22 protein-coding genes are annotated in these 22,679 nt (G+C 33.7%); 16 read left to right on the forward strand and 6 right to left on the reverse strand.

All coding sequences use genetic code 11. The features are described from left to right. The first annotated feature begins 56 nt into the window (after window positions 1-56). The 4 genes from QE109_RS11700 to QE109_RS11715 all read left to right on the forward strand — a co-directional run bounded on the left by QE109_RS11700 (window position 57) and on the right by QE109_RS11715 (window position 4,404). Complete coding sequence (locus QE109_RS11700; RefSeq protein ID WP_281094711.1) at window positions 57-425, forward strand: HsmA family protein; 369 nt, start codon at window positions 57-59, stop codon at window positions 423-425. Window positions 426-548: 123 nt separating this feature from the next. Beyond that, window positions 549-1,028: a GNAT family N-acetyltransferase gene (locus QE109_RS11705; RefSeq protein ID WP_281094712.1), complete on the forward strand. Its 480-nt coding sequence runs from the start codon at window positions 549-551 to the stop codon at window positions 1,026-1,028. A 35-nt stretch (window positions 1,029-1,063) separates the two neighbouring features. Further along, complete coding sequence (locus tag QE109_RS11710; RefSeq protein ID WP_281094713.1) at window positions 1,064-2,119, forward strand: PocR ligand-binding domain-containing protein; 1,056 nt, start codon at window positions 1,064-1,066, stop codon at window positions 2,117-2,119. A gap of 224 nt (window positions 2,120-2,343) precedes the next feature. Then, complete coding sequence (locus tag QE109_RS11715) at window positions 2,344-4,404, forward strand: alpha/beta hydrolase family protein (protein ID WP_281094714.1); 2,061 nt, start codon at window positions 2,344-2,346, stop codon at window positions 4,402-4,404. A 46-nt stretch (window positions 4,405-4,450) separates the two neighbouring features. On the opposite strand, the gene QE109_RS11720 is transcribed toward QE109_RS11715, so the two are convergent. Then, window positions 4,451-4,747: a hypothetical protein gene (locus QE109_RS11720; protein WP_281094715.1), complete on the reverse strand. Its 297-nt coding sequence runs from the start codon at window positions 4,745-4,747 to the stop codon at window positions 4,451-4,453. 256 nt (window positions 4,748-5,003) lie between these two features. Between QE109_RS11720 and QE109_RS11725 the strand changes: the two genes are divergently transcribed. Next, window positions 5,004-5,405: a hypothetical protein gene (locus tag QE109_RS11725; protein WP_281094716.1), complete on the forward strand. Its 402-nt coding sequence runs from the start codon at window positions 5,004-5,006 to the stop codon at window positions 5,403-5,405. Window positions 5,406-5,705: 300 nt separating this feature from the next. After that, complete coding sequence (locus QE109_RS11730) at window positions 5,706-7,565, forward strand: elongation factor G (protein ID WP_281094717.1); 1,860 nt, start codon at window positions 5,706-5,708, stop codon at window positions 7,563-7,565. Between the two features lie 67 nt (window positions 7,566-7,632). Here QE109_RS11730 and QE109_RS11735 read toward each other — a convergent pair whose 3' ends face one another. Both QE109_RS11735 and QE109_RS11740 read right to left on the reverse strand, forming a co-directional pair. Next, window positions 7,633-8,154, reverse strand: a complete 522-nt coding sequence (locus QE109_RS11735; RefSeq protein ID WP_281094718.1) for a DUF2812 domain-containing protein — start codon at window positions 8,152-8,154, stop codon at window positions 7,633-7,635. Then, window positions 8,154-8,480 (reverse strand): PadR family transcriptional regulator, encoded by a 327-nt coding sequence (locus QE109_RS11740; protein ID WP_281094719.1) that lies wholly within the window; start codon window positions 8,478-8,480, stop codon window positions 8,154-8,156. The genes QE109_RS11735 and QE109_RS11740 overlap by 1 nt, the downstream gene beginning before the upstream one ends. A gap of 140 nt (window positions 8,481-8,620) precedes the next feature. On the opposite strand from QE109_RS11740, the gene QE109_RS11745 reads away from it, so the two are divergent. Then, window positions 8,621-9,499, forward strand: coding sequence for a VIT1/CCC1 transporter family protein (locus QE109_RS11745; protein ID WP_281094720.1), 879 nt, complete (start codon window positions 8,621-8,623; stop codon window positions 9,497-9,499). A gap of 225 nt (window positions 9,500-9,724) precedes the next feature. Continuing rightward, window positions 9,725-9,925 (forward strand): cold-shock protein, encoded by a 201-nt coding sequence (locus QE109_RS11750; protein ID WP_281094761.1) that lies wholly within the window; start codon window positions 9,725-9,727, stop codon window positions 9,923-9,925. 227 nt (window positions 9,926-10,152) lie between these two features. On the opposite strand, the gene QE109_RS11755 is transcribed toward QE109_RS11750, so the two are convergent. From QE109_RS11755 to QE109_RS11765, 3 genes are all read right to left on the reverse strand, one after another. After that, window positions 10,153-10,545, reverse strand: coding sequence for a hypothetical protein (locus tag QE109_RS11755; protein ID WP_281094721.1), 393 nt, complete (start codon window positions 10,543-10,545; stop codon window positions 10,153-10,155). Further along, the gene (locus QE109_RS11760; protein ID WP_281094722.1) at window positions 10,542-11,087 is read right to left on the reverse strand and encodes an RNA polymerase sigma factor; all 546 of its coding nucleotides are present in this window, start codon (window positions 11,085-11,087) and stop codon (window positions 10,542-10,544) included. Before QE109_RS11760 ends, QE109_RS11755 begins: the two co-directional genes overlap by 4 nt. A gap of 165 nt (window positions 11,088-11,252) precedes the next feature. Continuing rightward, a complete protein-coding gene (locus QE109_RS11765) occupies window positions 11,253-11,669 on the reverse strand; it encodes a thioesterase family protein (protein ID WP_281094723.1) in 417 nt (138 codons plus the stop codon). Between the two features lie 152 nt (window positions 11,670-11,821). Between QE109_RS11765 and QE109_RS11770 the strand changes: the two genes are divergently transcribed. From QE109_RS11770 to QE109_RS11805, 8 genes are all read left to right on the forward strand, one after another. Continuing rightward, complete coding sequence (locus tag QE109_RS11770) at window positions 11,822-14,662, forward strand: response regulator (RefSeq protein ID WP_281094724.1); 2,841 nt, start codon at window positions 11,822-11,824, stop codon at window positions 14,660-14,662. Window positions 14,663-14,689: 27 nt separating this feature from the next. Beyond that, window positions 14,690-15,850: a DnaJ domain-containing protein gene (locus QE109_RS11775; RefSeq protein WP_281094725.1), complete on the forward strand. Its 1,161-nt coding sequence runs from the start codon at window positions 14,690-14,692 to the stop codon at window positions 15,848-15,850. A gap of 135 nt (window positions 15,851-15,985) precedes the next feature. Next, on the forward strand, window positions 15,986-18,079 hold the full coding sequence (locus QE109_RS11780) for a chemotaxis protein CheA (protein ID WP_281094762.1): 2,094 nt from the start codon (window positions 15,986-15,988) through the stop codon (window positions 18,077-18,079). Between the two features lie 16 nt (window positions 18,080-18,095). Then, complete coding sequence (locus QE109_RS11785) at window positions 18,096-18,590, forward strand: chemotaxis protein CheW (protein WP_425365119.1); 495 nt, start codon at window positions 18,096-18,098, stop codon at window positions 18,588-18,590. 11 nt (window positions 18,591-18,601) lie between these two features. Beyond that, a complete protein-coding gene (locus tag QE109_RS11790; protein ID WP_281094727.1) occupies window positions 18,602-20,314 on the forward strand; it encodes a methyl-accepting chemotaxis protein in 1,713 nt (570 codons plus the stop codon). 50 nt (window positions 20,315-20,364) lie between these two features. After that, window positions 20,365-21,180, forward strand: a complete 816-nt coding sequence (locus tag QE109_RS11795; protein WP_281094728.1) for a CheR family methyltransferase — start codon at window positions 20,365-20,367, stop codon at window positions 21,178-21,180. Between the two features lie 9 nt (window positions 21,181-21,189). Next, complete coding sequence (locus tag QE109_RS11800; RefSeq protein WP_281094729.1) at window positions 21,190-22,206, forward strand: protein-glutamate methylesterase/protein-glutamine glutaminase; 1,017 nt, start codon at window positions 21,190-21,192, stop codon at window positions 22,204-22,206. A gap of 2 nt (window positions 22,207-22,208) precedes the next feature. Continuing rightward, on the forward strand, window positions 22,209-22,679 hold the full coding sequence (locus QE109_RS11805) for a chemotaxis protein CheD (protein WP_281094730.1): 471 nt from the start codon (window positions 22,209-22,211) through the stop codon (window positions 22,677-22,679).

Consider the following 22,679-nt stretch of genomic DNA (forward strand, 5'->3'; position numbering starts at 1 on the left):
TTGAGTACATATTCATTTGTCATAATTTACTTGAATATTATTAAATGGAGGTCGATATGTTAATTTATGCAATTGTTTCAATTACTTTAGCACTTGTTTTTTATTCAGTGGGTGTTTGGGCTGAGAAGATACAAGGGGTTTTAAAAAAGTGGCACTTGGCTATCTTTTGGCTAGGTCTTATCTTTGATACGCTTGGGACAACGTTGATGGGACAAATTGCCGGTGAGGGATTCAAACTGAACTTTCATGGTATTACAGGATTAATCGCAATTATTCTTATGCTGTTTCATGCTTTATGGGCAACAAAAGTACTGCTTCAAAATGATGAAAGTGCAAAAGCTAGTTTTCATAAATTCAGTATAATTGTATGGATAATATGGTTAATCCCATATTTGTCAGGTGCAATTTTTGGCGTGTCAATGTAATATTAAAAATGTTATCCTTTTGGGTAACATTTTTTTTGTACTAAACCGTGTACATAGTTAAAAAATTTTGATATAGTTTGTATGTACAAACGAAATATATCACAATCAACAAGGAGAATTATGATGAAAGTTGTAATGGAAGATGTATGTGAAATCATTGAATATGAAGACATTTATCAGCCAGAAGTCAAGGCGCTTAATTACAGTTGGTTAAATAAATACGATTTATGGGAACCAATAGATGATGAATATCTTGATTATCCTAGAGAGACAGCAATAGATTTTGGTGGTTTTATATTGCTTGCAAGAGCAAACAGAAAAATTATAGGAACTGTTTTTTTTGTTCCCATAGAAGACAGTAAGATGGGTGAAGTATGCAAACTTTGTGTTTCAGAAGAATTACAAGGTAAAGGCATCGGGGAAATATTGTTAAAAAGGACAATTGATCGAGTAAAGAAAAATGGTTTTGAACATTTGATTTTATATTCAAATCACAAATTAGTTAAGGCGCTTCGCTTGTACCAAAAAGTTGGATTTGAGTTTATTGAGGATAATGGTAATCACTATGAAACCTCAGATATAAAGATGGCGTTGAAACTTTAAGAACGGAAACTAATATAATTTTGAAAGGTGATCTTATGCGTACAGATTCATTAACATTAATGGATATTTTAGATATAAATCATTTTCAAGAATTACAAGATAGTTTATCTATATCTACGGATATGGCACTATTAACTGTAGACTATAAGGGCATACCTGTAACGGAACATAGTGAATGTCGTAACTTTTGCAAGAAGGTAAGAAAGAACTTACACTTTCAAGATTTATGTCAAAAATGTGATTCAAGAGGTGGCCTTGAAGCGGCACGTCAACAAAAACCATATATATATGTTTGTCATATGGGGATTGTAGATTTAGCGGTCCCAATTATAGCCGAGGGTGGTTATCTTGGTGCGATGATGGCTGGCCAAATTAGAATCGATGATGACTCAAAGCTTGAGACCATTTTAAATCGCAAAAGTGAATTGCTCTCTCTTTTTGACTCTGCTGATGAAGAGAGTTTTAACAGTTTAGAAGAGATCGATAAGCTTTACTCTGAACTTCCTATTATGGGTTATGAAAAAATTGAAGCAATTGGAAATGTCCTTTTTGGTATGAGTAAAGTTTTAGTAGACAGAGCCCTGCTGATCAGAAGGGCCTTAGTATCTGAGCATGAAAATAATAGACAAGAGGGTCTAGCATTAGCAAATCTTGACGAAGTAAGCCAGCCAGACAATTGGAGACCCAATAAATCGAAACTGAATATGATTAAGACTGAAATACCGATGAAATACGTGTTCTTAAAACCTGCAATTGAATTTATGCACAAGCATATTAGCGAAAAAGTCTATCTCGAAGAAATGGCAATTCTCTGTAATGTGAGTGAGAGTTATTTTAGCAAGTGTTTTAACAAGGCCTTTGATATGAGTTTTACTGCGTATCAAACAAAACTTAAAATACAAATGGCAGAAGAGCTGCTAAAACTTTCGAATAAAAATGTAAATCAAATTTCTGATGAACTAGGATTTGATCATGCGAGTTATTTTATACGTGTTTTTAAAAAAAATTTAGGTATTACTCCTGCAATGTATAAACAGCTATATCTTGAAAAAACGCAACTTGAGTATAATAATCAGTACAATCAACAATAAAAATCAGCACTTAGTGCTGATTTTTATTGTTTTGCAGTTCAAATAAGTGCTAATTTAGAATTTTATTGTATAAAATTTATGCGGCTTCCTCTGATGCGTATTTTGTCCCACTTTTATATAATAAGTATAGTAAGTGACCAAATATCAATCGATGTACTACAGAGCAAAATAGTTGTTATAAATTGGAAAATTCCAATTTTAATAAAAGGCGAGGGGGAAATGTTATGAAAAATGGTATTAAGTATTTTAGTAAACCATCACGTGGTCTAGCACTGGCTTTGATCATTATCTTGGTGGGTAGTTTTTTCGCAAGTATGTTTAACACTTCATTCTTTTCAGTAGATGTTGAGAGAATCTCATTTGAAACTGAAAAAGGAACGTTATCAGGTCTTCTTTATATGCCAAAAGGGGCGAGTGCAGATGATCCAAGACCTACAATTGTTACAACTCATGGCTATCTTAATTCTGCTGAGATGCAAGATGCACCTGCTATTGAGATGTCAAAGAGAGGTTTTGTAGTGCTTGCACTTGATATGTACGATCATGGTCATTCGATGACTAAAATTGATACTGATAATGCAGCTGCATTTTTTTCATTTTGGCCAACTTCACTTCACGATGCAGTCCAGTATATGTATGATCAACCTTATGTGAAGAAGGATGACATGGGCAATGGAATCATCGCAGTAAGTGGACATTCCATGGGTGGTTTCTCAACGACTATGGCGATGGTTATGGATGAACAAGCCTTTGCAAGTACAGGTATTAGAAAAATAAGTGCGGGTCTTACAGTAGGAGCAGATTTCTTATGGACAAGCTATCTTGAAGTTACTGAGGAAGTTGCAAGTGCAGCTATGGGGCCTAGAACTTCTGGAAAAATTGGCGCACATTTCGATGAATTCTTTTTCGATATGAGTGCGGCTTCCGAAGGAAGATCTGTGACATATAAAGATTATATTTTGCAGCCAGAAGGTTTATCATTTTTAGGAAATCCTGAAAATCCAGTTCAAGGTCAGTTTTATACTTTAGAATCAGGCGGTTTGAGAGTTATCTATACGCCAAATGAGACACATCCATGGAATCACTTCTCATCTGAAACAACCAAGGATCAAATTGAGTTTTATAAAGTTGCTTTTGCAGGAGAATTATCACCTTCTCAACGTTATTTAGCATCAGATAACCAAACTTGGTTTTTAAAAGAATTATTTGAAGGAATTGCAATGGTTGGTTTCTTTATGTTGCTTTTACCACTTGCTACTCTATTGATCACTAAAATTAAACTCTTTAACACTAATCAACAAGTTGAAGAATCAAGTCAGCAAGGGAACTCAAATAAGACGCTTGCATCAAAGTTAGGTGTTGCATGTATAGCGATTATCAGTGCAGCTTTTCCGGCTTATTTCTATCCAACGTTTATGGGAAAACTACCAGATCAACTTTTAACGCTTCAAAGAGGGTGTGAGGTACTCGTTGTTTTAGGTTTACTGGCAGTAATTGTATCATTCGTTGTTAAAGCTTATCAAACCAAAGCCAACAAAATAACCGCGGTCGTTTTATTGATTTTCGCAGTATTAGGACGTTTTATGATGTCTAATTCAGGAGATTTCTTTAAGCAAAGCGTGTATTTTAATGCACCTACTGTCAATCAATTTGTATTTTGGGCAGTATCAGCAGCAACTTTCTCAGTACTCCTTATGATGGTTATTCATTTGCTTACAGAGAATAAAAACAACAAAATTTCGCTTAAGGATTATGGCTTAACCATTTCTATTAAAGAGATTGGTAAAGCACTAGCACTAGCTGTAACTTTAAGTATCAGTGCAATTATCGTAATGATTCTAGTAGATGCGATTTTCTTAACAGACTTTAGATTCTGGACATTTGCAGTGAAAACATTTGAACCAAAACATTTATTCTCTGCATTAAGATATATGCCATTTTTCTTATTATTCTATTTAGTAAATGGTATTGCGATTAATAAAATGACTTCTAACAAAAAAGGTCATATGTTACTTGCTATATTTATGAATATCGGTGGACTAATTGTTTTCTTAGCTTTACAGTACGGTAAACTGTTTGTTTCAGGAACGGGTTTATATCCAGGAGAGTCATTGACCAGTATCATATTAATCGGTATGGTTCCCGTACTTTTAATTGCAACGATCTACAGCAAGAAATTATACGAAAAAACAGGCAATGTTTTGACAGGTGCTTTTTTAAATACTATTTTAATGACGTTAATCACTATTGCAAATACAGTTGTATATAGCAAACTGGTAGGATAAAAAAACTGGCCTCAAAGTACTTTTAACAGTACTTTGAGGTCAGCTTTTATTTTAATATTGTGATGCCGCCGATGATCGGTAACGGTTTCTTTTCACTTTTAAGTGCATTCATGACACCCATGATAAAAAAGACGAGCGAGACAATAGGAAAGAATATAAGTAAAATCCAACCTAAAATAGGAATTAATCCAAGTACAAAGCTAATACCAAATCCGAATATGAGTAATAGCAACCCTTGATTTGCGTGGTACATAGCGAATTCATCGTCTTTACACACGAGAAGCGGTAAAAAAAAGATAAGATATGAAAGTGCAGCAATCCCTTTGTTTTTTTCTTCGTTCATTTGAAACCTCCTTATTTTTTTAGCATATGGATCAGAATACAGCTTTATTTTATATTTTTCACATATGTAATGATAGTAACGAGTGGGTAAACTTTTGCATAAGCATCGATGACTAATGTCCAAAAGATGACTTAATAAGTAATCACTTCGTGAGCTTTGTTTTATCAATTAAAAAAATTACGTACTGATTTTAAACTTTTGGTTATACAGATATAACTAGGGGTATTATCATAAAATCATGGCAAAGGAGGTAAATATGGGAGAATTTTTAGGATGGTGTATTGTCGTCACATATGGCGTTGCAATGCTTAACTTTTTTTTGAAAAGGATCAATAGGTACTACATTAGCAAGCTACCCAAAGAAAAAGCAGTTGTAAAAGATTATTTTAGCAAAATTATGAAGCCAATTGTAAAGTATCATAGATATTTTGGTTTACTTGCAGCTTTAGCACTTACTATTCACTTTTTATATATCTACTTAAATTATTGGATTTCTACTACGGGAGTGATAGCAGCTATTACCTTAGTAGTTTTAGTAGTTTTGGGATTATATGGTTATTTGATAAAAAAAGGAAAAAAGGGAAATTGGCTTTTTTTACATCGATTTGTCGCATTTTTAATGATTTTTGCAATTTCACTTCATATTTTGAAAAGGTAAGTTATTATAGTGCACTCATAGTGAAAGATTACAATTGGATAACAAAATAAATTGTCCCTTGCACAATAAGTGAATCTTTATTATACTGATATTAATAAAAAAAGGAGGACATAAATATGACAAACAATAAAATGACGCAAAAAAGAATAAACCTCATATTTATGACTCTGGTTATTGGATAGATTTTATATTTATTAAATCATATCTTTCTTTAAATCTACAAATCAATTTGTTGATCAACCATAGGCATAAAAGCTTGTGGTTTTTTTGTACCCAAAATTGATGATTTAAGGAGAAAATATGATTAATATAGGAATAGTTGCGCATGTTGATGCAGGAAAGACGACGCTTACTGAACAAATGTTATATGTATGTGGTGTGATTAAGAATCCTGGTAGAGTTGATCAGGGCAATACCATTACAGATGATTTAGCCATTGAAAGACAAAGAGGAATTACAGTAAAAGCTTCCACGGTATCTATGCAGTGGCAAGGGCAAAAGATTAATCTTTTGGATACACCAGGACATATGGATTTTATTGCAGAAGTAGAACGATCTTTAGAAGTTTTAGATGTTGCAATACTTGCAATTTCTGCAAAAGAAGGTGTTCAACCACAAACAAAAGTAATTTATAATGCTTTAAAAAGAGGCAATATACCGACGATAATTTTTATCAATAAAGTGGATAGAGTGGGTGTTGTCTTAAAAGAACTCTATACAGACATTAAAAAAGATTTAGAGGACTCGCTTTATTTTATCAATAGTGTTGATGCTGAAGGTACGAGATTAGCCTCGGTGACGGATGATCTTAATTTTACTGAAATGAAAGTAAGCAATCAAGAGAGTGTTGCTTTGTTAGATGATCAAATACTCATAACCTTACTTGTGGAAAATAGTGTTGCACAGGACAAACTTGATCAAGTTGCTCAGACTTTGTTCTTAAAACGACAAATTGTCCCTGTTTTACACGGCTCTGCAATTCTGGGTAAAGGGATAGAGCCACTGCTCAATCTGGTTGTAAAATGGGGAAAAGCAGTAAGTCAGGCTAGTTTGTCCGCAAGAGTATATAAAATTGACCGAGACCAACATGGTGCAAGAAGGTGTTTTGTACGTATTTTTGGTGGTGAGCTAGAACTTAGAGAAGTTTATCCGATCTATTTTAAAGAGACTACTTTTAAAATTTTAAAAATGGCTGTCTTTAATGGGATAAAACCAGTTAATTGTGAGAAAGCTTTTGCAGGAGATATTGTAATCATTTATTCTGATAGACTTGAAATTGAAGATATTATTGGAGAACCCTCTCTAGATAGAAATCATTTTTCAATAGCAGTACCGACATTAAAAGCAAGGGTTAATGATCAGGATCTTGCAATGAGAAAGGCAATTTGTGACGCACTGATACTTCTTACCGATGAAGACCCTTTTTTAGAATTTTCAATACATCCAATTACTGAAGCAATCGAGATAAAGATCTTTGGTGTTGTTCAAAAGGAAATTATTGAGATGCAACTTTTAGAACGATTCGGGATTGAAACAAGTATCCAGAACCCAGATACAATTTATAAAGAAAGGCCAGTTAAAAATAGTACGGTTTACAGATATATGTATAGAGATGGAAATCATTATGCCGCAACAGTAGGGCTAAAAGTAGAGCCCTTACCTGTTGGTAGTGGTATCATATACGAAACACTAGTATCCTATGGGGAGCTGAAAAAGCCATTTCAAAATGCAGTTCGTGAAGGAACAGAATTTGGACTTAGAGAAGGACTAAAAGGTTGGTCACTCACTGATGTAAAAGTGTCTTTTATTTATTCGGAGTTTAACAGTGTTGATAGTACACCAGCTGATTTTAGAAAACTTGCTGAAGAAGTTGTAAAACTTGCCATCATAGAAAGTGGTACCGAATATTTAGAACCAATTTTAGAATTTGAACTTACTGTGCCTCAATATGCTATTGGGAGAGCCATCTCTGATATTCTTAAGATGAGAGGTGAAGTCAATGAACCTGTCATCAACAAAGAAAGGGTACTTTTAACCGGTATATTACCAGTTGATACAAGTAAAGCCTATGAAGCAGAAATATCAGATTATACAGGCGGAAATGGCGTACTAATCACACGTTTTTCAGGCTATAAAGTTGTTGATGAAAAAGCAAAATAATTTAACTGATAAAGAGAGCATATCAATCTATGCTCTCTTTTATATGTGATTCATTGATTCATTTATTTTATCTATTATATTTACGAATGCGTAAGTATAGTTTGGTCAATGCATAGATATAAAAGAGTATAAATATTGAATAGATTATGGAAAGTGAAATCATAGAAAAATCAAAACGGTGAAAATTGTATTTATAGTTATTTGATAAAGTAGTGATTAAGAGTGGAAGTTGCGTACAAAATAATAGAAGTAGTATAAAAAGTAATCTTTTATCTCTCTCAATAAGCGAACTTTTATCTGTGAAAAGTTTTGGCTTCTCGGTTTCATATTCTTTTTCCCAAAGCCACCAACCGACTGATTTTGAAACAGCATACCACTGGTCGTCTCTGATGATTGAGAGTGAATCCTCAGTGTATTTTGGGTTGTAATCAAGACAGTAACTCACTTTAGAAGGTTCTCTTCTTTCATATTCAAGTATAGTTATACCAAATGAAGCTGATTTTAACCGCCATCCGTTTTGCGCCATTTCTTCAAGATGTTGCTCAAATTTTTCACAGTTCCATCCAAGCCAAAAATAAAATTCCCTCATTAATACCCACTCCTTTCAGAATCTGTAATAAGTGTTCTTAATCTTTCGAGCTCGAGTTTTAAAAGTTCATCGCCAAGTATACTTTGACGGTAAATTTTTCGACGCTCCTCTTGACCAACTACATTTATAAGTCCATCTTTCTCCATCTTTGAAAGTGTACCGTAAATTGTGCCCGCCCCGAGTCTAAGTCTTCCTTCAGTGAGTGCCTCAACTTCCAAAATAATACCATAGCCATGGAGAGGTGATTTAAGCGCAAGCAAGATGTAAAATGCTGTTTCAGTCATGGGAATATAGCGTATAGAAAGTTTGTTAAGATACGGATCCATAGTTACCTCCAAAATCCAATTATATCGCAACTTGATATATCATATGGTGATTGTATCACGTCGTGATATAAAAATGCAAGTAATTTTAACATTTACATTTTAGAAATAGTGATATAATGTGGAAGTAGGAGGTGAACGACTTGGAAATAAGCAATCTAGGCTCAGATAGTAAGAAGCAATTACTCAAGGATCAACAAGACGAAATCAATGCTCATGTTCTCTACAGTAAAGTCGCGGCGAGAATAAAAGATCCTAAAAATAAAGATGTTTTTTTAGCTGTATCAAAAGATGAACTCAGTCATTATAATAGAATAAAGAGTATTACAGGAGTAGACATTAAACCTCAAATGTTTAAAATACATTGGATGGTGCTATTGATTACAATTTTTGGGTTAACTTTTGGTATTAAACTTTTTGAAAAAGGTGAAAGTAAAGCGATACAAAGTTATAAAGATTTAGATGCTAACTTAGCATTTATGGATGATATGATTGTTGATGAAGAACGTCACGAAGAAGAGTTGATCGCTATGATTGACGAAGAACGACTCAATTATGTCGGATCCATTGTACTCGGGCTAAATGATGCTCTAGTAGAATTGACTGGTGCTCTTGCAGGTTATACGTTTGCATTTCAAAATGCTAAACTGATCGCTTTAACAGGGCTTATTACAGGGATTAGTGCGTCACTTTCCATGGCTGCAAGTGAATATTTGTCAACGAGACAAGAGGGGGGAGATGATGCCCTCAAATCAGCACTTTATACTGGATCAGCATATGTTTTTACTGTTTTTCTACTTATTTTACCTTTTTTGATTTTATCAAACCCATTTATAAGTTTGTTAGTCGCGTTAACTGTAGCAGTAATGATTATATTCTTATTTAATTACTATATATCTGTCGCAAAAGACTATAATTTTAAGAAACGTTTTGTTGAAATGGCAACCATATCACTTGGGGTAGCAGGAATATCATTTTTAGTAGGTATTATCGTAAAACAGTTCTTTGGTATAGATATTTAAGCAAATTCAATATTTTTTTAAAAAAATGTAATTATTTTTCTCAAATCTATTGACAGATTTTTTTATACATGGTATCTTTAGTAGTTGTTTGAATTTTTAGATGAAAACTTGATAATCATGGTTTTAATTAGTGCTCTGTTACATCGTATCGTCCTAATTTAGAAATGAAGAATTATCTGGTTTGAGAAGATTGAATGATAAAAAAATTAGGAGGTACACATTATGATGAATGGTACAGTAAAATGGTTTAACTCAGAAAAAGGCTTTGGTTTTATTACAGGAGATGACGGAAGAGATGTTTTCGCTCACTTCTCACAAATCAATGTTGACGGATTCAAAACTTTAGACGAAGGTCAAAAAGTTAGCTTCGAAGTTGCTCAAGGCCCTAAAGGTCCTCAAGCAGAAAACATTACACCAATTAGATAATGTTTACAAAGCCCTCAGAGATGAGGGCTTTTTTATTAGTCACAACTTGCTTGTGACAAAAGCTGAGGGCTCAATGCCCGAAGGTTTTCTAAGAAGTCACAACTTGATTGTGACAAAAGCTGAGGGCTCGATGCCCGAAGGTTTTCTAAGAAGTCACAACTTGCTTGTGACAAAAAAAACAGAGAACTCATGTCCTCTGTTTTTTATTTGCCCATTTTTTTGAAGTTTTAATTGTTTTTGGTCTCTACATATTGTTCAAAAGCGTTTTTACCTTCTAGCTGCCACCATGTTTCATAATCATCGATATCTGGATCAACGGATACTTTGTTCTTTGAGAGTGATACGTTATGTGTTACTATTTTTTTGCTCGTTGAACCAGTGGACTTGCTCCCCCCAAAAGAACCAAATAAAACTCTGATGAGAACAAAAAATCCAATGCCTTGCCAGTAAGATATTTCATTGAAACCAAAAATTTCTGGCATGAGCTTATTCCATAGCAACATTATAAATAGACCAAATATAAATCCCATTGCAGTTATACCAACAATACCTAAGATTGTTAAAATGATAATTTTCAGCCATTTAGGTAGGGTATTCCATTTGTTCTTAATAGATTTCATATATTTCCTCCTTTTGGATCAAATAAAGTAAGTTTTTCTTTTAAAAGTTTTATGGTTCTAGATTTTCTAGAAAGTAAAGTGCCAATGGGTTCATTCCATTGCTCAGAGAGCTCACGAAAAGTTTTTCCTTCTAATTCAGTTGCAATAAAGATAGCTCTTTGTTTTGGAGTTAGACTATCAAGAGCTGTAAAAAGAGAACGTACGAATTCTTTTTGTTCAAAATCACTTGCGATATCTATGTGACTTGCGAGTACATCCATTAGGGCTAACGTGCTGTCAGATGAAAGTGAGGTATGAAGCGACTTTGTCCTGTTCTGTAAACGGTAGTAATCTATAATTTTATATTGAAGCGAACGTGTTACATAGGCTGGTATATTCTCAATTTGACCATTAAGACCGATGACGCTTAATAGGTTAAGCATGACTTCATCGACGATGTCTTCAGCATCCATCTCACTAATACTACGAATACGAGATTTAACAAATAACTCGAGTTTTTTGCCTTCTTTTGCAAAATATTTATACAAAGCGTCACGGCTCATCAGCTTCTTTCCCCCCTTTCAATACTATATTGACGTACCAAGCTTTAATTTATTGCATCAATTTCAAAAAAAAACCAAATTCTTTTTACTTAATTATAACACTATAAATACATATAAAAAAACAGTTCACAAAGCAGACTGTCTACTTTGTGAACTGCTATTTAATTAGATTGCAATATCATATTCTCGAGCGTTGGCTTTGTTCATGAAACTGTCTAGATGTACTAAGCTCCTTGAATGACTTCCTTCACCAATTTTTCCGAACTCATCATATGCAGCCATATCAAAAGTATATTTTCCATTATTAAATCCTGATACAACCACTTCAACTGTTACAGTTGCACCTAGTAAAGTAGGTTTAAAGTGATCTACAGAAATGCTATTTCCTACGGAAACAAATCCATCTGGCAATTTGGGATCGATAAGCCTGGCACAAGCTTCCACCATTAAAGCAACAAGCCTTGGTGTGGCAAATAAATTCTCTATTTTTCCGGAACCATAGTTTAAAGCGGTGTCGTCAATTGTAATTTTCTTTTGTAAAGTGTGAGTCATTCCCTTATATAAGTTGGCAAATGCATCCATTGATAATCCTCCTTAAAACGTATATGTATTATTGTATTCAATTAAGCAGAAATTACAATAATAAGTAATAATGCTTTAGAAAATGATATAAGTTTGTTATATTTGGGTATTGTAATATTACGGTTACTTTCAACTGGTATATGAGGTAGGTTATGAAGATATTTGTTAGAAAGTATTACAGGTTACTTATACTTTTTACGATAGTAATGTCTTTTTTTATGTTTTTCCAATACATAGTAGTACAAAGTAAAATGCAATCAGATTATAAAGAGAAACTAATTGAAGACACTTTTAAAATTTCAGCTAACTTCAATGATCATCTGAATGAGAACGAAAAAATAATTCATGGTGCAGTAAATTTTATCAAGCAGATGCCTGATTATAATTTATTAGTGAATTATCTTAGCAGTTTACTCAATCAAGAGGATTATATTAGTGCTGTTTATTTTGCAACAGCGGATGGACTTTTGTTTAGTGGGAGTGGCCGAATTGATCGTTTGGATACTGGCGTTGATAACGTTAACTGGTATAGTAATGCACAGCAAAGCGGTGAACTCTTTTACTCGAGTCCTTATCTAAATCAATCGAATCGAAGGATATTAATAAGCCTTTCTACACCTATATATGAGATCAATGGTGTACTTAGTGGCGTTTTGATGCTTGATTTAAACGTTCAAGAATTAGTTGAGCATGCAGATATAGAAAATATCACTCCCAATAGTTTTAGTTTTATTGTTAATGAAGGTGGACAGTTGATTTCACATCCCATATATACGAGGGGCGAAATTAATGAACTAACTTTGATTGATGATGTTTATCCTGAAAGTATTAAAACTGCTGAGGACTTTGGCAAGGTAATATTAGATGGAACAAAAGGTTATTTGATTAAGAATTACATGGCACAAACGAGTTGGACGATTTACACTTTTGTACCACAAGGAGATTATAGTGGTGAAGTCACATATCTGCTTAAATTACTCGTCGTTCTAATTTTCTTATTGGTTGGGGCACTAATTATCATGTACAAAGTTCAGCATAAACTCATTATTAAACCCTTATTAGAACTAAACCAAAATATTAGTCAAATCAGGTTTAATGATATTGAGTCTTTTAGATTGCCCTATATTGAAACTGATCCTTTTTCAGAGACGAGAAATACAATTAATAAATTATTGGGTGATTACAGTAATTTTATCAGTGAGTATAAGAAAAAAAATATTGAGCTACAGGATTTGAATTTATCACTTGAAGATTTCTCGTTATTTAACCAGTTTAGTTTAGAGGTATTACTTGAAGCACTTACCATTAATACTTTCAACTTTAAAAAAGGTGCTGAAAAAATACTGATGAAAATATGTGTTTTTTTTGAGATGGATGCCATTTATCTATTTGAAAACAAAGATAAAAGTGGAGATTTTAAGTTGATTTCTTCATATAAGATTTCATCTGAAACCCAAAAGACGGATGAAGAATTTAATCAGGAAACAACACACTATGATGTGAAGGTATACCCCTGGCTAAAAACATTATTAGATAAACAAAATTTATCGATTATTGTTGATGCAAATCCTTTCGCAACTTTTGATACAACATCAAGATCTACAGAGGTTGATACGGTTGAGAATTATGCTGAACATCAAAGAAGCAACGCTTTTATCATTGTTCCACTTGTTGGAAAAGATGAAACTATGGGTTTTTTAAGGTTAGATGCAGCACATGACATCGAATCAATGGAAAGAAGCCATTTTGATTATCTAAAAATCATGAGCAATATTTTAGTTGAGATCATGATCAAGTTAAATGTTGAAAACGATCTGATAAAAGCAAGGGAAAACGCAGAAGCTGCAAATGTTGCAAAAAGTCAATTTTTAGCCAACATGTCACATGAAATCCGCACCCCTATGAATGGCATCATGGGCTACCTTGAGCTGATTAAAACCACATTAAATCCCAATAAACAACAGAAATATGTAGAGGATGCGGAACTTGCCACTAGAGGACTTTTAAGAATCATCAATGATATATTAGACCTTTCTAAAATTGAAGCAGGAAAGTTAAGTCTTTTAGACAATCCTTTTTCTATACGTGAAGCTACTGACGAAGCGATGAGATTATATAGTTATAACGCCTTAGAAAAAGGTGTTGAAATGAAACTGATTATTTCTAAGGATATACCAAAACTAATTATGGGTGATTCTTATAGATATAAGCAAATCGTATATAACCTTGTTAGCAATGCAGTTAAATTTACTCATGAAGGGCTAATCGAAGTTAATATTGGTGTTTTAAAAACATTTGAGGAGTCTCAAAGCAAGAAAATAGTACTCAAAGTAAGTGATTCTGGGATCGGTATATCTGATGCGTTTAAAGCACAAATTTTTGATACATTTACTCAAATAGATAATTCAGATACAAGGCATTATACAGGGACGGGCTTAGGGCTTGCAATCATAAAGAATTTGGTCAAATTGTTTGGTGGAGATATTTCTGTCCATGACTCAGAATATGGAGGAACATGCTTTACAGTTGTTTTACCTTTGGTTGAACCCCATTTTGAGGATGTTTCCGAGGCAAATAGAAGTGGAAGAAGGTCAAGTTCATTAAGGAAAACTCATCATAAATCAAATGATGAAATCAAAATCTTAATAGTAGATGATTATGAGATGAATCAGACTGTTATTGAAAAAGTGCTATCAACAAGAGGTTTTAAGTGTGAATTGGCGAGTAGTGGCCAAGAAGCAATTGATCTCCTTGCAGAAAAAGAGTTTGATATCATATTTATGGATTGCCAGATGCCTGTAATGGATGGTTATGAGTGCACTCGGCGCATTAGAGCAGCTGAAAAGACGCGAGAAAAATTTATCGTTGCTATGACTGCAAATGTAATGGAAGGTGATCGTGAAAAATGTATAGAAGCTGGTATGGATGACTACTTATCGAAACCAATTAACTACGATGACATGGTAGCTTTTATATTAGAGAGTCAGCGCTAAAAAGTTCTTATATGATCAGGAGACTATATGTTTAACAAAAGCAAAGAATGGATAGATTATTATAAAATACTTCAAATTGACCCAATGGCAGAACAAGAAATAGTTGAAAGTGCCTACAAGAAATTAGCAAACAAGTATCATCCTGATAAAAGTCGCGCACAAAATGCAACTGAAATTATGACCACTATTAATATGGCTTATGACACTTTAAAAGATGAATTTATGAGAAGTCAATATGATATAAAATGGCTGGAACGTCAGAAAATAACAGATGAACTATCATATAAAAAATTGTCAGCAATCGATGAAATGCTCATATATGCTGCCAATGAAATTATAGATGCCTATTTTTTGGCTTTAAAAAATCGACGTTTTAACGATGCTTATAAACTAATTTCTTCAGCAGATAAAATAGCTATCTCAGTAGAGGATTTTACAAGGTGGCAAAGGAGTGTCTCGCGTGTGTACAAGATTATCAAATATGAGACGATTGCAGAACAATGTTTAAAACGGAAAACGTTACATAAAAATTCATATGAATTTGTCGCTGCTTATAAAGTTAAGATTTTAGAAGTCAATACCATTATGAAACGAAATGAGGTTGATGAGTTTACAAAGTATGTCGTATTTGAAGAGGGGAATTGGAAAATATATGTAGGTCATGGTAGTGTCCATGAATTGATATCAAGGTATGAACGACTTTCGCAAATAGGCCGTAAAAGAGTTTTTTTTATATTGAAATCAAATGAATATTTATCACTTCATAAAAATTGTCTTAAAAAAAATGCTTTAGTTAACAGAATTGATTTAGAGCTTGAAAGGTACAATCGATACGGAAACATTTTTTCAATTGTTTTTTTTAAAGTCATCATTGTCTCAAGTCCAGGTGTATTACTCAACATAAGTCACAGGCAAAAGTCGATTGATATATTGCTCAAAGACATAACCACTTCTATTAGAAAATTAGACAGTGTTGGTTTTTGGAGTGAAGACAGTATTGCAGTATTATTACCTGAAAGCGACTTAAAAGCTGCAATGAAATTTAAAGATAAAATTTTAGATTTAGTTGAAGTAAGTAGAGAAAATCACCATACCTATAAAGTGAAAAGTATGGTTGTTGAGAATGATTATCATCAAATTGAGGATTTACTAAAAGCAATTGAGATTGATCATGATGATACAAGTTAAGTAGAAAAAATAAATGTAGTGACGTTGTGTTCTCAATTTTGATTTGTTTGAAAATCTCAGATATGTGTATAATCACAACGTAGGAAGTAATTGAAAAAGGAGGTTAGAGGTGTGACCAATTTTGAAAATGAACCAATGCTGGATATTTATATTTATGAGACATCCATGTTTTTAGATCAAATGGAACAAGTCATCATAAACTGTGAAAAGATTGGTTATCTCAATGATGAAGCGATTAATGAAATCTTCAGATTTATGCATACGATAAAAGGATCTTCTGCAATGATGTTATTTAACAACATCGCTCAAGTGGCACATCTTCTAGAAGATGTATTCTACTTTATTCGTGAGAAAAAACCAAAAGAGATTGATTTTTCAACGCTTTCAGACTTGGCACTAAGTGTCGTAGATTTTGTAAAAGTTGAAGTCAATAAGATTAAAAACAGTGATGCACCTGATGGAAATCCTGAATCGATTTTAGAAGATGCAAAGTTGTTTTTAGAAAGAATGAAGAAAAATAACAAGGTAGAAGAAAGCGTTGAAAAACCTAAAACTACTGAGAAACAACAGTATTATATTCCGCAAGAAAAGAAATCAAAAGATGTTGCTTCAAATTATTATCATGCTATTATTCATTTTGAAGAGGGCTGTGAGATGGAGAATATTCGAGGTTATACCGTTGTTTTCGGGTTAACAGACCTTGTTGAAGAAATCCATTATTATCCATCTGACATTGCCGAAAATGAGAACGCTTCGGAAATCATTAAAGAAAAGGGCTTTATTTTATACTTGAAAAGTGAGTTGAGTTTAGATGAATTAAATAAACATTTAAGTGAAACTATTTTCCTAAAAGAACTAAACATTACTGAAATCACAGAGGAAGATTTTAAGGCATCTTATCACCAACTGGATCAAGTGTTAGAATCAGATGTTAACTTTGTTCTAGATGAGAATGTACTAGATCATGAGCGTAAAGAAATAGCTGAAACAAAAGAAAATAGTGAAACCAAGGAAAATAGAGAAATCAAAGAGAAGAAAGATCTACCCACGACTTCATCTGCGATGATCAGTGTAAATGTTGAAAAATTAGATATACTTATGAATACAGTAGGCGAATTGGTAATAGCTGAAGCTATGGTAACTCAAAACCCTATAGTTGCATCAATTGATTCTGAATCATTTCAGAAGTCATCCAGGTTATTACATAAAATCACAGGTGAGTTACAAGATATGGTAATGTCCATTCGAATGGTACCTCTATCCACTACCTTTGTAAAAATGCATCGCATTGTAAGGGACATGAGTAAAAAACTAGATAAGGAAGTTGTACTTGATCTCTTTGGCGAAGAAACAGAAGTAGATAAAAATATAATCGAAAAAATTTCCGATCCACTGATGCATTTAATTAGAAACTCAATAGACCATGGCATTGAGTCAGAAGAGGAAAGGCTTGAAGCAGGGAAAAGTAAAGTGGGAAATATCACGTTAGGTGCAAAAAATGCAGGTGGAGATGTACTGATTATTATTAAAGACGATGGAAAGGGATTAAATAGAGATAAAATTATTAAAAAAGCAAATGAAAATGGCTTGTTGGAACGTTCTCCCGCAGAGATGTCCGATCGAGAAATTTTCAATTTGATACTGCTACCAGGTTTTTCTACAAAAGAAAACGTTACAGAGTTTTCGGGTAGAGGGGTTGGCATGGATGTTGTCGCTAAAAATATTGAGGCCGTTGGAGGCGCAGTTATAGTTGAAAGTGAAGAGGGCATTGGTACAACCATGACCTTAAAAATACCTTTGACATTAGCAATAATTGAAGGGATGAACATAAAAGTTGGAGACTCAAGATTCACAATTCCGATAACAGCTATAAAAGAATCCTTTAGACCTAAAATGAGGGATATTATTGTAGATCCTAATCAAAATGAAATGGTAATGGTACGTGGTGAATGCTATCCGGTACTTCGACTTCATAGTCGCTATAAAGTCAAAAAAGCAGTTACGAATTTCGAAGAAGGTATATTGATAATGGTTGAATATGATAACAGAATACTCTGTCTTTTTGCTGATGAGCTTATAGGACAACAACAAGTTGTGGTTAAATCATTACCTAATTATATAAATAGTATAAAAAGAATCGTTGGCATAGCGGGATGTACGCTACTTGGGGATGGAAGTATCAGCTTGATACTTGATATCTCAGGATTAACAGGTTTGAGAATAAGATAAGAGAAAGGAGCGTATGATGGAAAAAGTATTAGAAGATCAATACTTAGAAGAAGATACTCAAAAAGGAAAGTATCTCACTTTTGTTTTGGGAGAAGAATCGTATGGCATTGGCATAGAACATGTCACTGAGATAATCGGGATTTTACCAATCACTGAAGTTCCTGAATTGCCCGCTTTTATCATGGGAATTGTAAACCTCAGAGGTAGAATCGTACCCGTTATGGATATGAGATTAAGGTTCAAAAAAACATTTAATGAATATGATGAAAGAACATGTATCATCGTAGTTGATATTAACGAGAATTCAGTAGGCTTGATAGTTGATAGTGTATCAGAAGTCACCAATATCAGTGAAAATGATATTGTGGATCAACCTTTATTAAGCTCTGGCGCGTCAAATCAGTATATTAAAAGCATTGGGAAAGTAGGGACAGATGTAAAACTACTTTTAGACTGTGAAAAATTGTTAACACATCATGAACTTGAGATGATAACTGAAGTCAATCAGTAATGGAGGTTTATATGAAACTTTATAGAAATATGAAAATTGGAACAAAGATGATTTTAGGATTTTTAATCGTAGCTATTATAGCTGGTGGAATAGGCATAGTGGGCGTGATAAATATACAAAATATTAGTGAAAGTGATACTTACTTGTACACCAATATGACAGTACCATTGGGTGATATGATCATGATTGCAGAGTCATTTCAAAGGATGAGAGGCAATGTGAAAGACGTTGTTCTTTCAACAACAGATGCAGAAATTGCTGATTATGAAGCTCGAATTATAGAACGGAACATGGAGTTTAATCAGTATTTAGCTGAGTTTGAAAAATTGATAATAACGGATGAAGGTATGCTTTTAGTAGATAACATAAAAACAAAAAAATCACAGTACGATGCAGTTGCTGCTCAGATTATTGCATATGTAAAAGATGGACAACATACTAAGGCGATAGATTTAATGAAAGGCGAAGGGGATATACTTAGGAAAGAGATTGAACAAGATTACACAGAACTTAAAGATAGTAAAATTTCTATTGCTCTAGATACTTCCAATAGCAACACTTCAGTTGCCAATACAGCGACGACCATGATGATCATCTTACTCGTTTCTGCGATGTTGATTTCATTATTACTTGGTTATTTTATATCTTCTTCAATCAGAAAACCAATTATTAAGATGATGGATGCTGCAAAAGCAATGGCTGATGGAGATCTCGATATCAAGATCGACAATACTTCCAAAGATGAGATTGGTATTCTATCAAATGCATTTAATATGATGGCTGAAAATATCAATGAAGTTATGACAAATATAAATTCTGCATCTGAACAAGTTGCATCAGGATCTCGTCAAGTATCTGATTCAAGTATGGCACTTTCTCAAGGTGCTACAGAACAAGCAAGCTCTATTGAAGAATTAACCGCTTCTGTAGAAGAAATTGCAGCACAAACTAGACTTAATGCAGATAATGCAACTCAAGCCAATGATTTAGCTGAAGATGCAAAAATAAATGCTGTTCAAGGAAATAGCCAAATGCAACTGATGCTAAAATCAATGGATGAAATTAATGAATCCTCAAACAATATTTCGAAAATTATAAAAGTAATTGATGAAATTGCATTTCAAACCAATATATTGGCACTTAATGCAGCTGTTGAAGCGGCAAGAGCAGGTCAGCATGGAAAAGGCTTTGCAGTTGTTGCAGAAGAAGTACGTAATTTAGCTGCACGTTCAGCGAAAGCTGCACAGGAAACTACAGATATGATCGAGGGATCAATTAAGAAAGTAGAGGGTGGTACTAAAATCGCCAACGAAACAGCAGTGGCATTAACAAACATTGTTAAGGGCGTAGAAAAAGTGACAAACTTAGTTGGAGAAATTGCTGTGGCATCTAATGAGCAAGCTTTAGGTGTTGAGCAAATTAATCAAGGCATTGGACAAATTGCAGATGTTGTCCAAACAACATCTGCCACTTCAGAAGAAACTGCAGCAGCAAGTGAAGAACTTTCTAGTCAAGCGGAGATGTTAAAACATCAAGTCTCTCGTTTTAAGCTTAAAAAACAAAACTTTATGGGTTACTCTAAGCAATTAGATGAACTCAACCCAGAAGTGATTAAAATGTTAGATATGATGAAAAGTCAAAATGCTTATGAGAATAATCCCAAATTAAATGAACCAAGTGCTAAAAAAATAGTTCTTAGTGAAAAAGAGTTTGGAAAATACTAAAATGTAATGATTAAATGGAGGAGCTTAGCTCCTCCTAAAGGTTGTGAAAAATGCTAAAAATAACAGAAAACGAGTTTAAACTTCTTACAGAGCTAATTAAGAAGAACTATGGAATTCATCTAAAGAAGGAAAAGGAAACTTTAATTATTGGGCGATTACATAAAGTTCTAAGTGAACTTGGATTCACCACATTCACTGAATATTACAAATATCTAGTTTCCGACAAAACAGGTCACGCGCTAGAAGTGTTAATCGATAAAATTTCTACAAATCACACTTTCTTTATGCGAGAGCCAGAGCACTTTTATTTTTTTAGAGATCACCTTTTGCCCTATTTTAAAAGTGTCATCAAAGATCGAGACTTTAGATTATGGTGTGCTGCCAGTTCAACGGGGGAGGAACCATATACTCTTGCAATGATCTTAACCGATTATTTTGAAAAAATAGTTCCAGCATGGGATACCAAATTACTAGCCACAGATATTTCTCAGTCTGCTTTGTCAACAGCTAAATCGGGTATTTATAGTAAAGAGCGTTTAGAAGATTTACCTGCAATGTGGAAAAATAAATATTTCTTAAAAAAAGATAACCAGAATCTAATAATCACCGAGAAAATTAAAAGAGAAGTCATCTATAGAAGGTTTAATTTAATAGATGATGTGTTTCCATTTAAAAAGAGGTTCCACGTAATATTTTGTAGAAATGTCATGATTTATTTTGATGCAGCAACAAAAGAACAACTTGTAAATAAACTATATGACCAATTAGAAGAGGGGGGTTATTTGTTTATTGGGCACTCGGAGTCAATCAATAGGGAAGCATCAAATTTTAAATATATTAAACCAGCAGTATATAGAAAAGTTTAGGAGGATGAAATGGGCAATAAAATAAAAGTCCTGATTCTCGATGACAGTATGGTTTTTAGAGAAGTTTTAGCAAGAGGATTATCAGTAGATCCTAGTATTTTTGTAGTCGCAAAAGCCGAAAATCCTTTTGATGCTATTCGGAAAATTGAAAATTTCCAGCCTGATGTTATCACTTGTGATGTACAAATGCCAAAAATGGATGGTATAGAGTTTATCAAACAACTTATGCCGCAACATCCTGTCCCAATTATCGTAGTAAGCTCACTTAGTGAATCTGTACTGGATGCACTTAATGCAGGTGCAGTTGATTTTGTTACAAAACCAGATATTCAATCCCCACAAAGTGTAGAGGCATTTATCTTTGAGTTGATACAGAAAGTTAAGGCCATCTCAAAATCCAAAATAGTACCTAAGCAAACGGTACAGCCAAGTAAATCTGTTAATCCTGTAGGTCAATTCACTAAAAAAATTATAGCTATTGGTGCATCAACAGGAGGAACGGAAGCGATTTTCCATGTGTTAAAACAGTTGCCACTTAACATCCCCGGGGTAGTGATTGTACAACATATTCCACCTCAATTTTCAAAGATGTTTGCAAGTCGATTAAATCTACAGACTCATTTTGAAGTGGTTGAAGGGAAAAAAGGCGAGTACATAGAACCTGGTAAAGTGATTGTTGCGCCTGGAGATCAACATCTTAGTGTCATAAGAGTGGGTGATCGATATAAAATAGATGTATTTCATGGTGATCGTGTAAATGGTCACTGTCCATCTGTCGATGTATTGTTTGAGTCTGTTGCCAAAGAATGTGGCAATAGTGCTGTTGGGGTAATTTTGACAGGAATGGGATATGATGGTGCCAAAGGTTTGCTTTCTATGCGCCGGAAAGGTGCAAGAACTATAGGACAAGATGAAAGCACAAGTGTTGTATACGGTATGCCAAAGGCAGCATATGAGGTTGGTGCGGTTGAACGACAATATCCTTTGGATCAGATTTCTAGAGGAATTTGCAATGTACTGAGGTAAATATGAAATACGTAGTAGGTATTGGGAAGTATAGAGTTGCCTATAAAAAAGAGGATATTATAATGATACATGCATTGAGTTCATGTGTTGCAGTTGTATTCTATAATCCCAAGGATATGGTGGGTGCAATGATTCACATTGCCCTTCCCAATACTAATTCAAGGGACAATGGACCAGATCGCTTATTTTATTATGCAGATACGGGTTTAAAAAGAGTCATTGAAGAATTAGTCACTAAGTACAAAGTCAATATGGCATATACGGAGATTCATGTTATTGGAGGCGCTAATTCGATTAAAGAAAATGATTTTTTTAAGATAGGTGCGCGAAATCTTGAAGAGGTCAGAACCATTCTAAGATCAGAAAACTTATATTTTGTTGAAGATAGTACTGGTGGAAATTTGAGCCGAACAATTGAACTTGAAATGCGCACGGGAAATTTATCAATAAAAACACAGAGTTTAAATATATAG

It is taken from the genome of Fusibacter bizertensis (genome assembly GCF_029914245.1).
In the GTDB taxonomy this organism is placed as follows: Bacteria; Bacillota; Clostridia; order Peptostreptococcales; family Acidaminobacteraceae; genus Fusibacter_C; species Fusibacter_C bizertensis.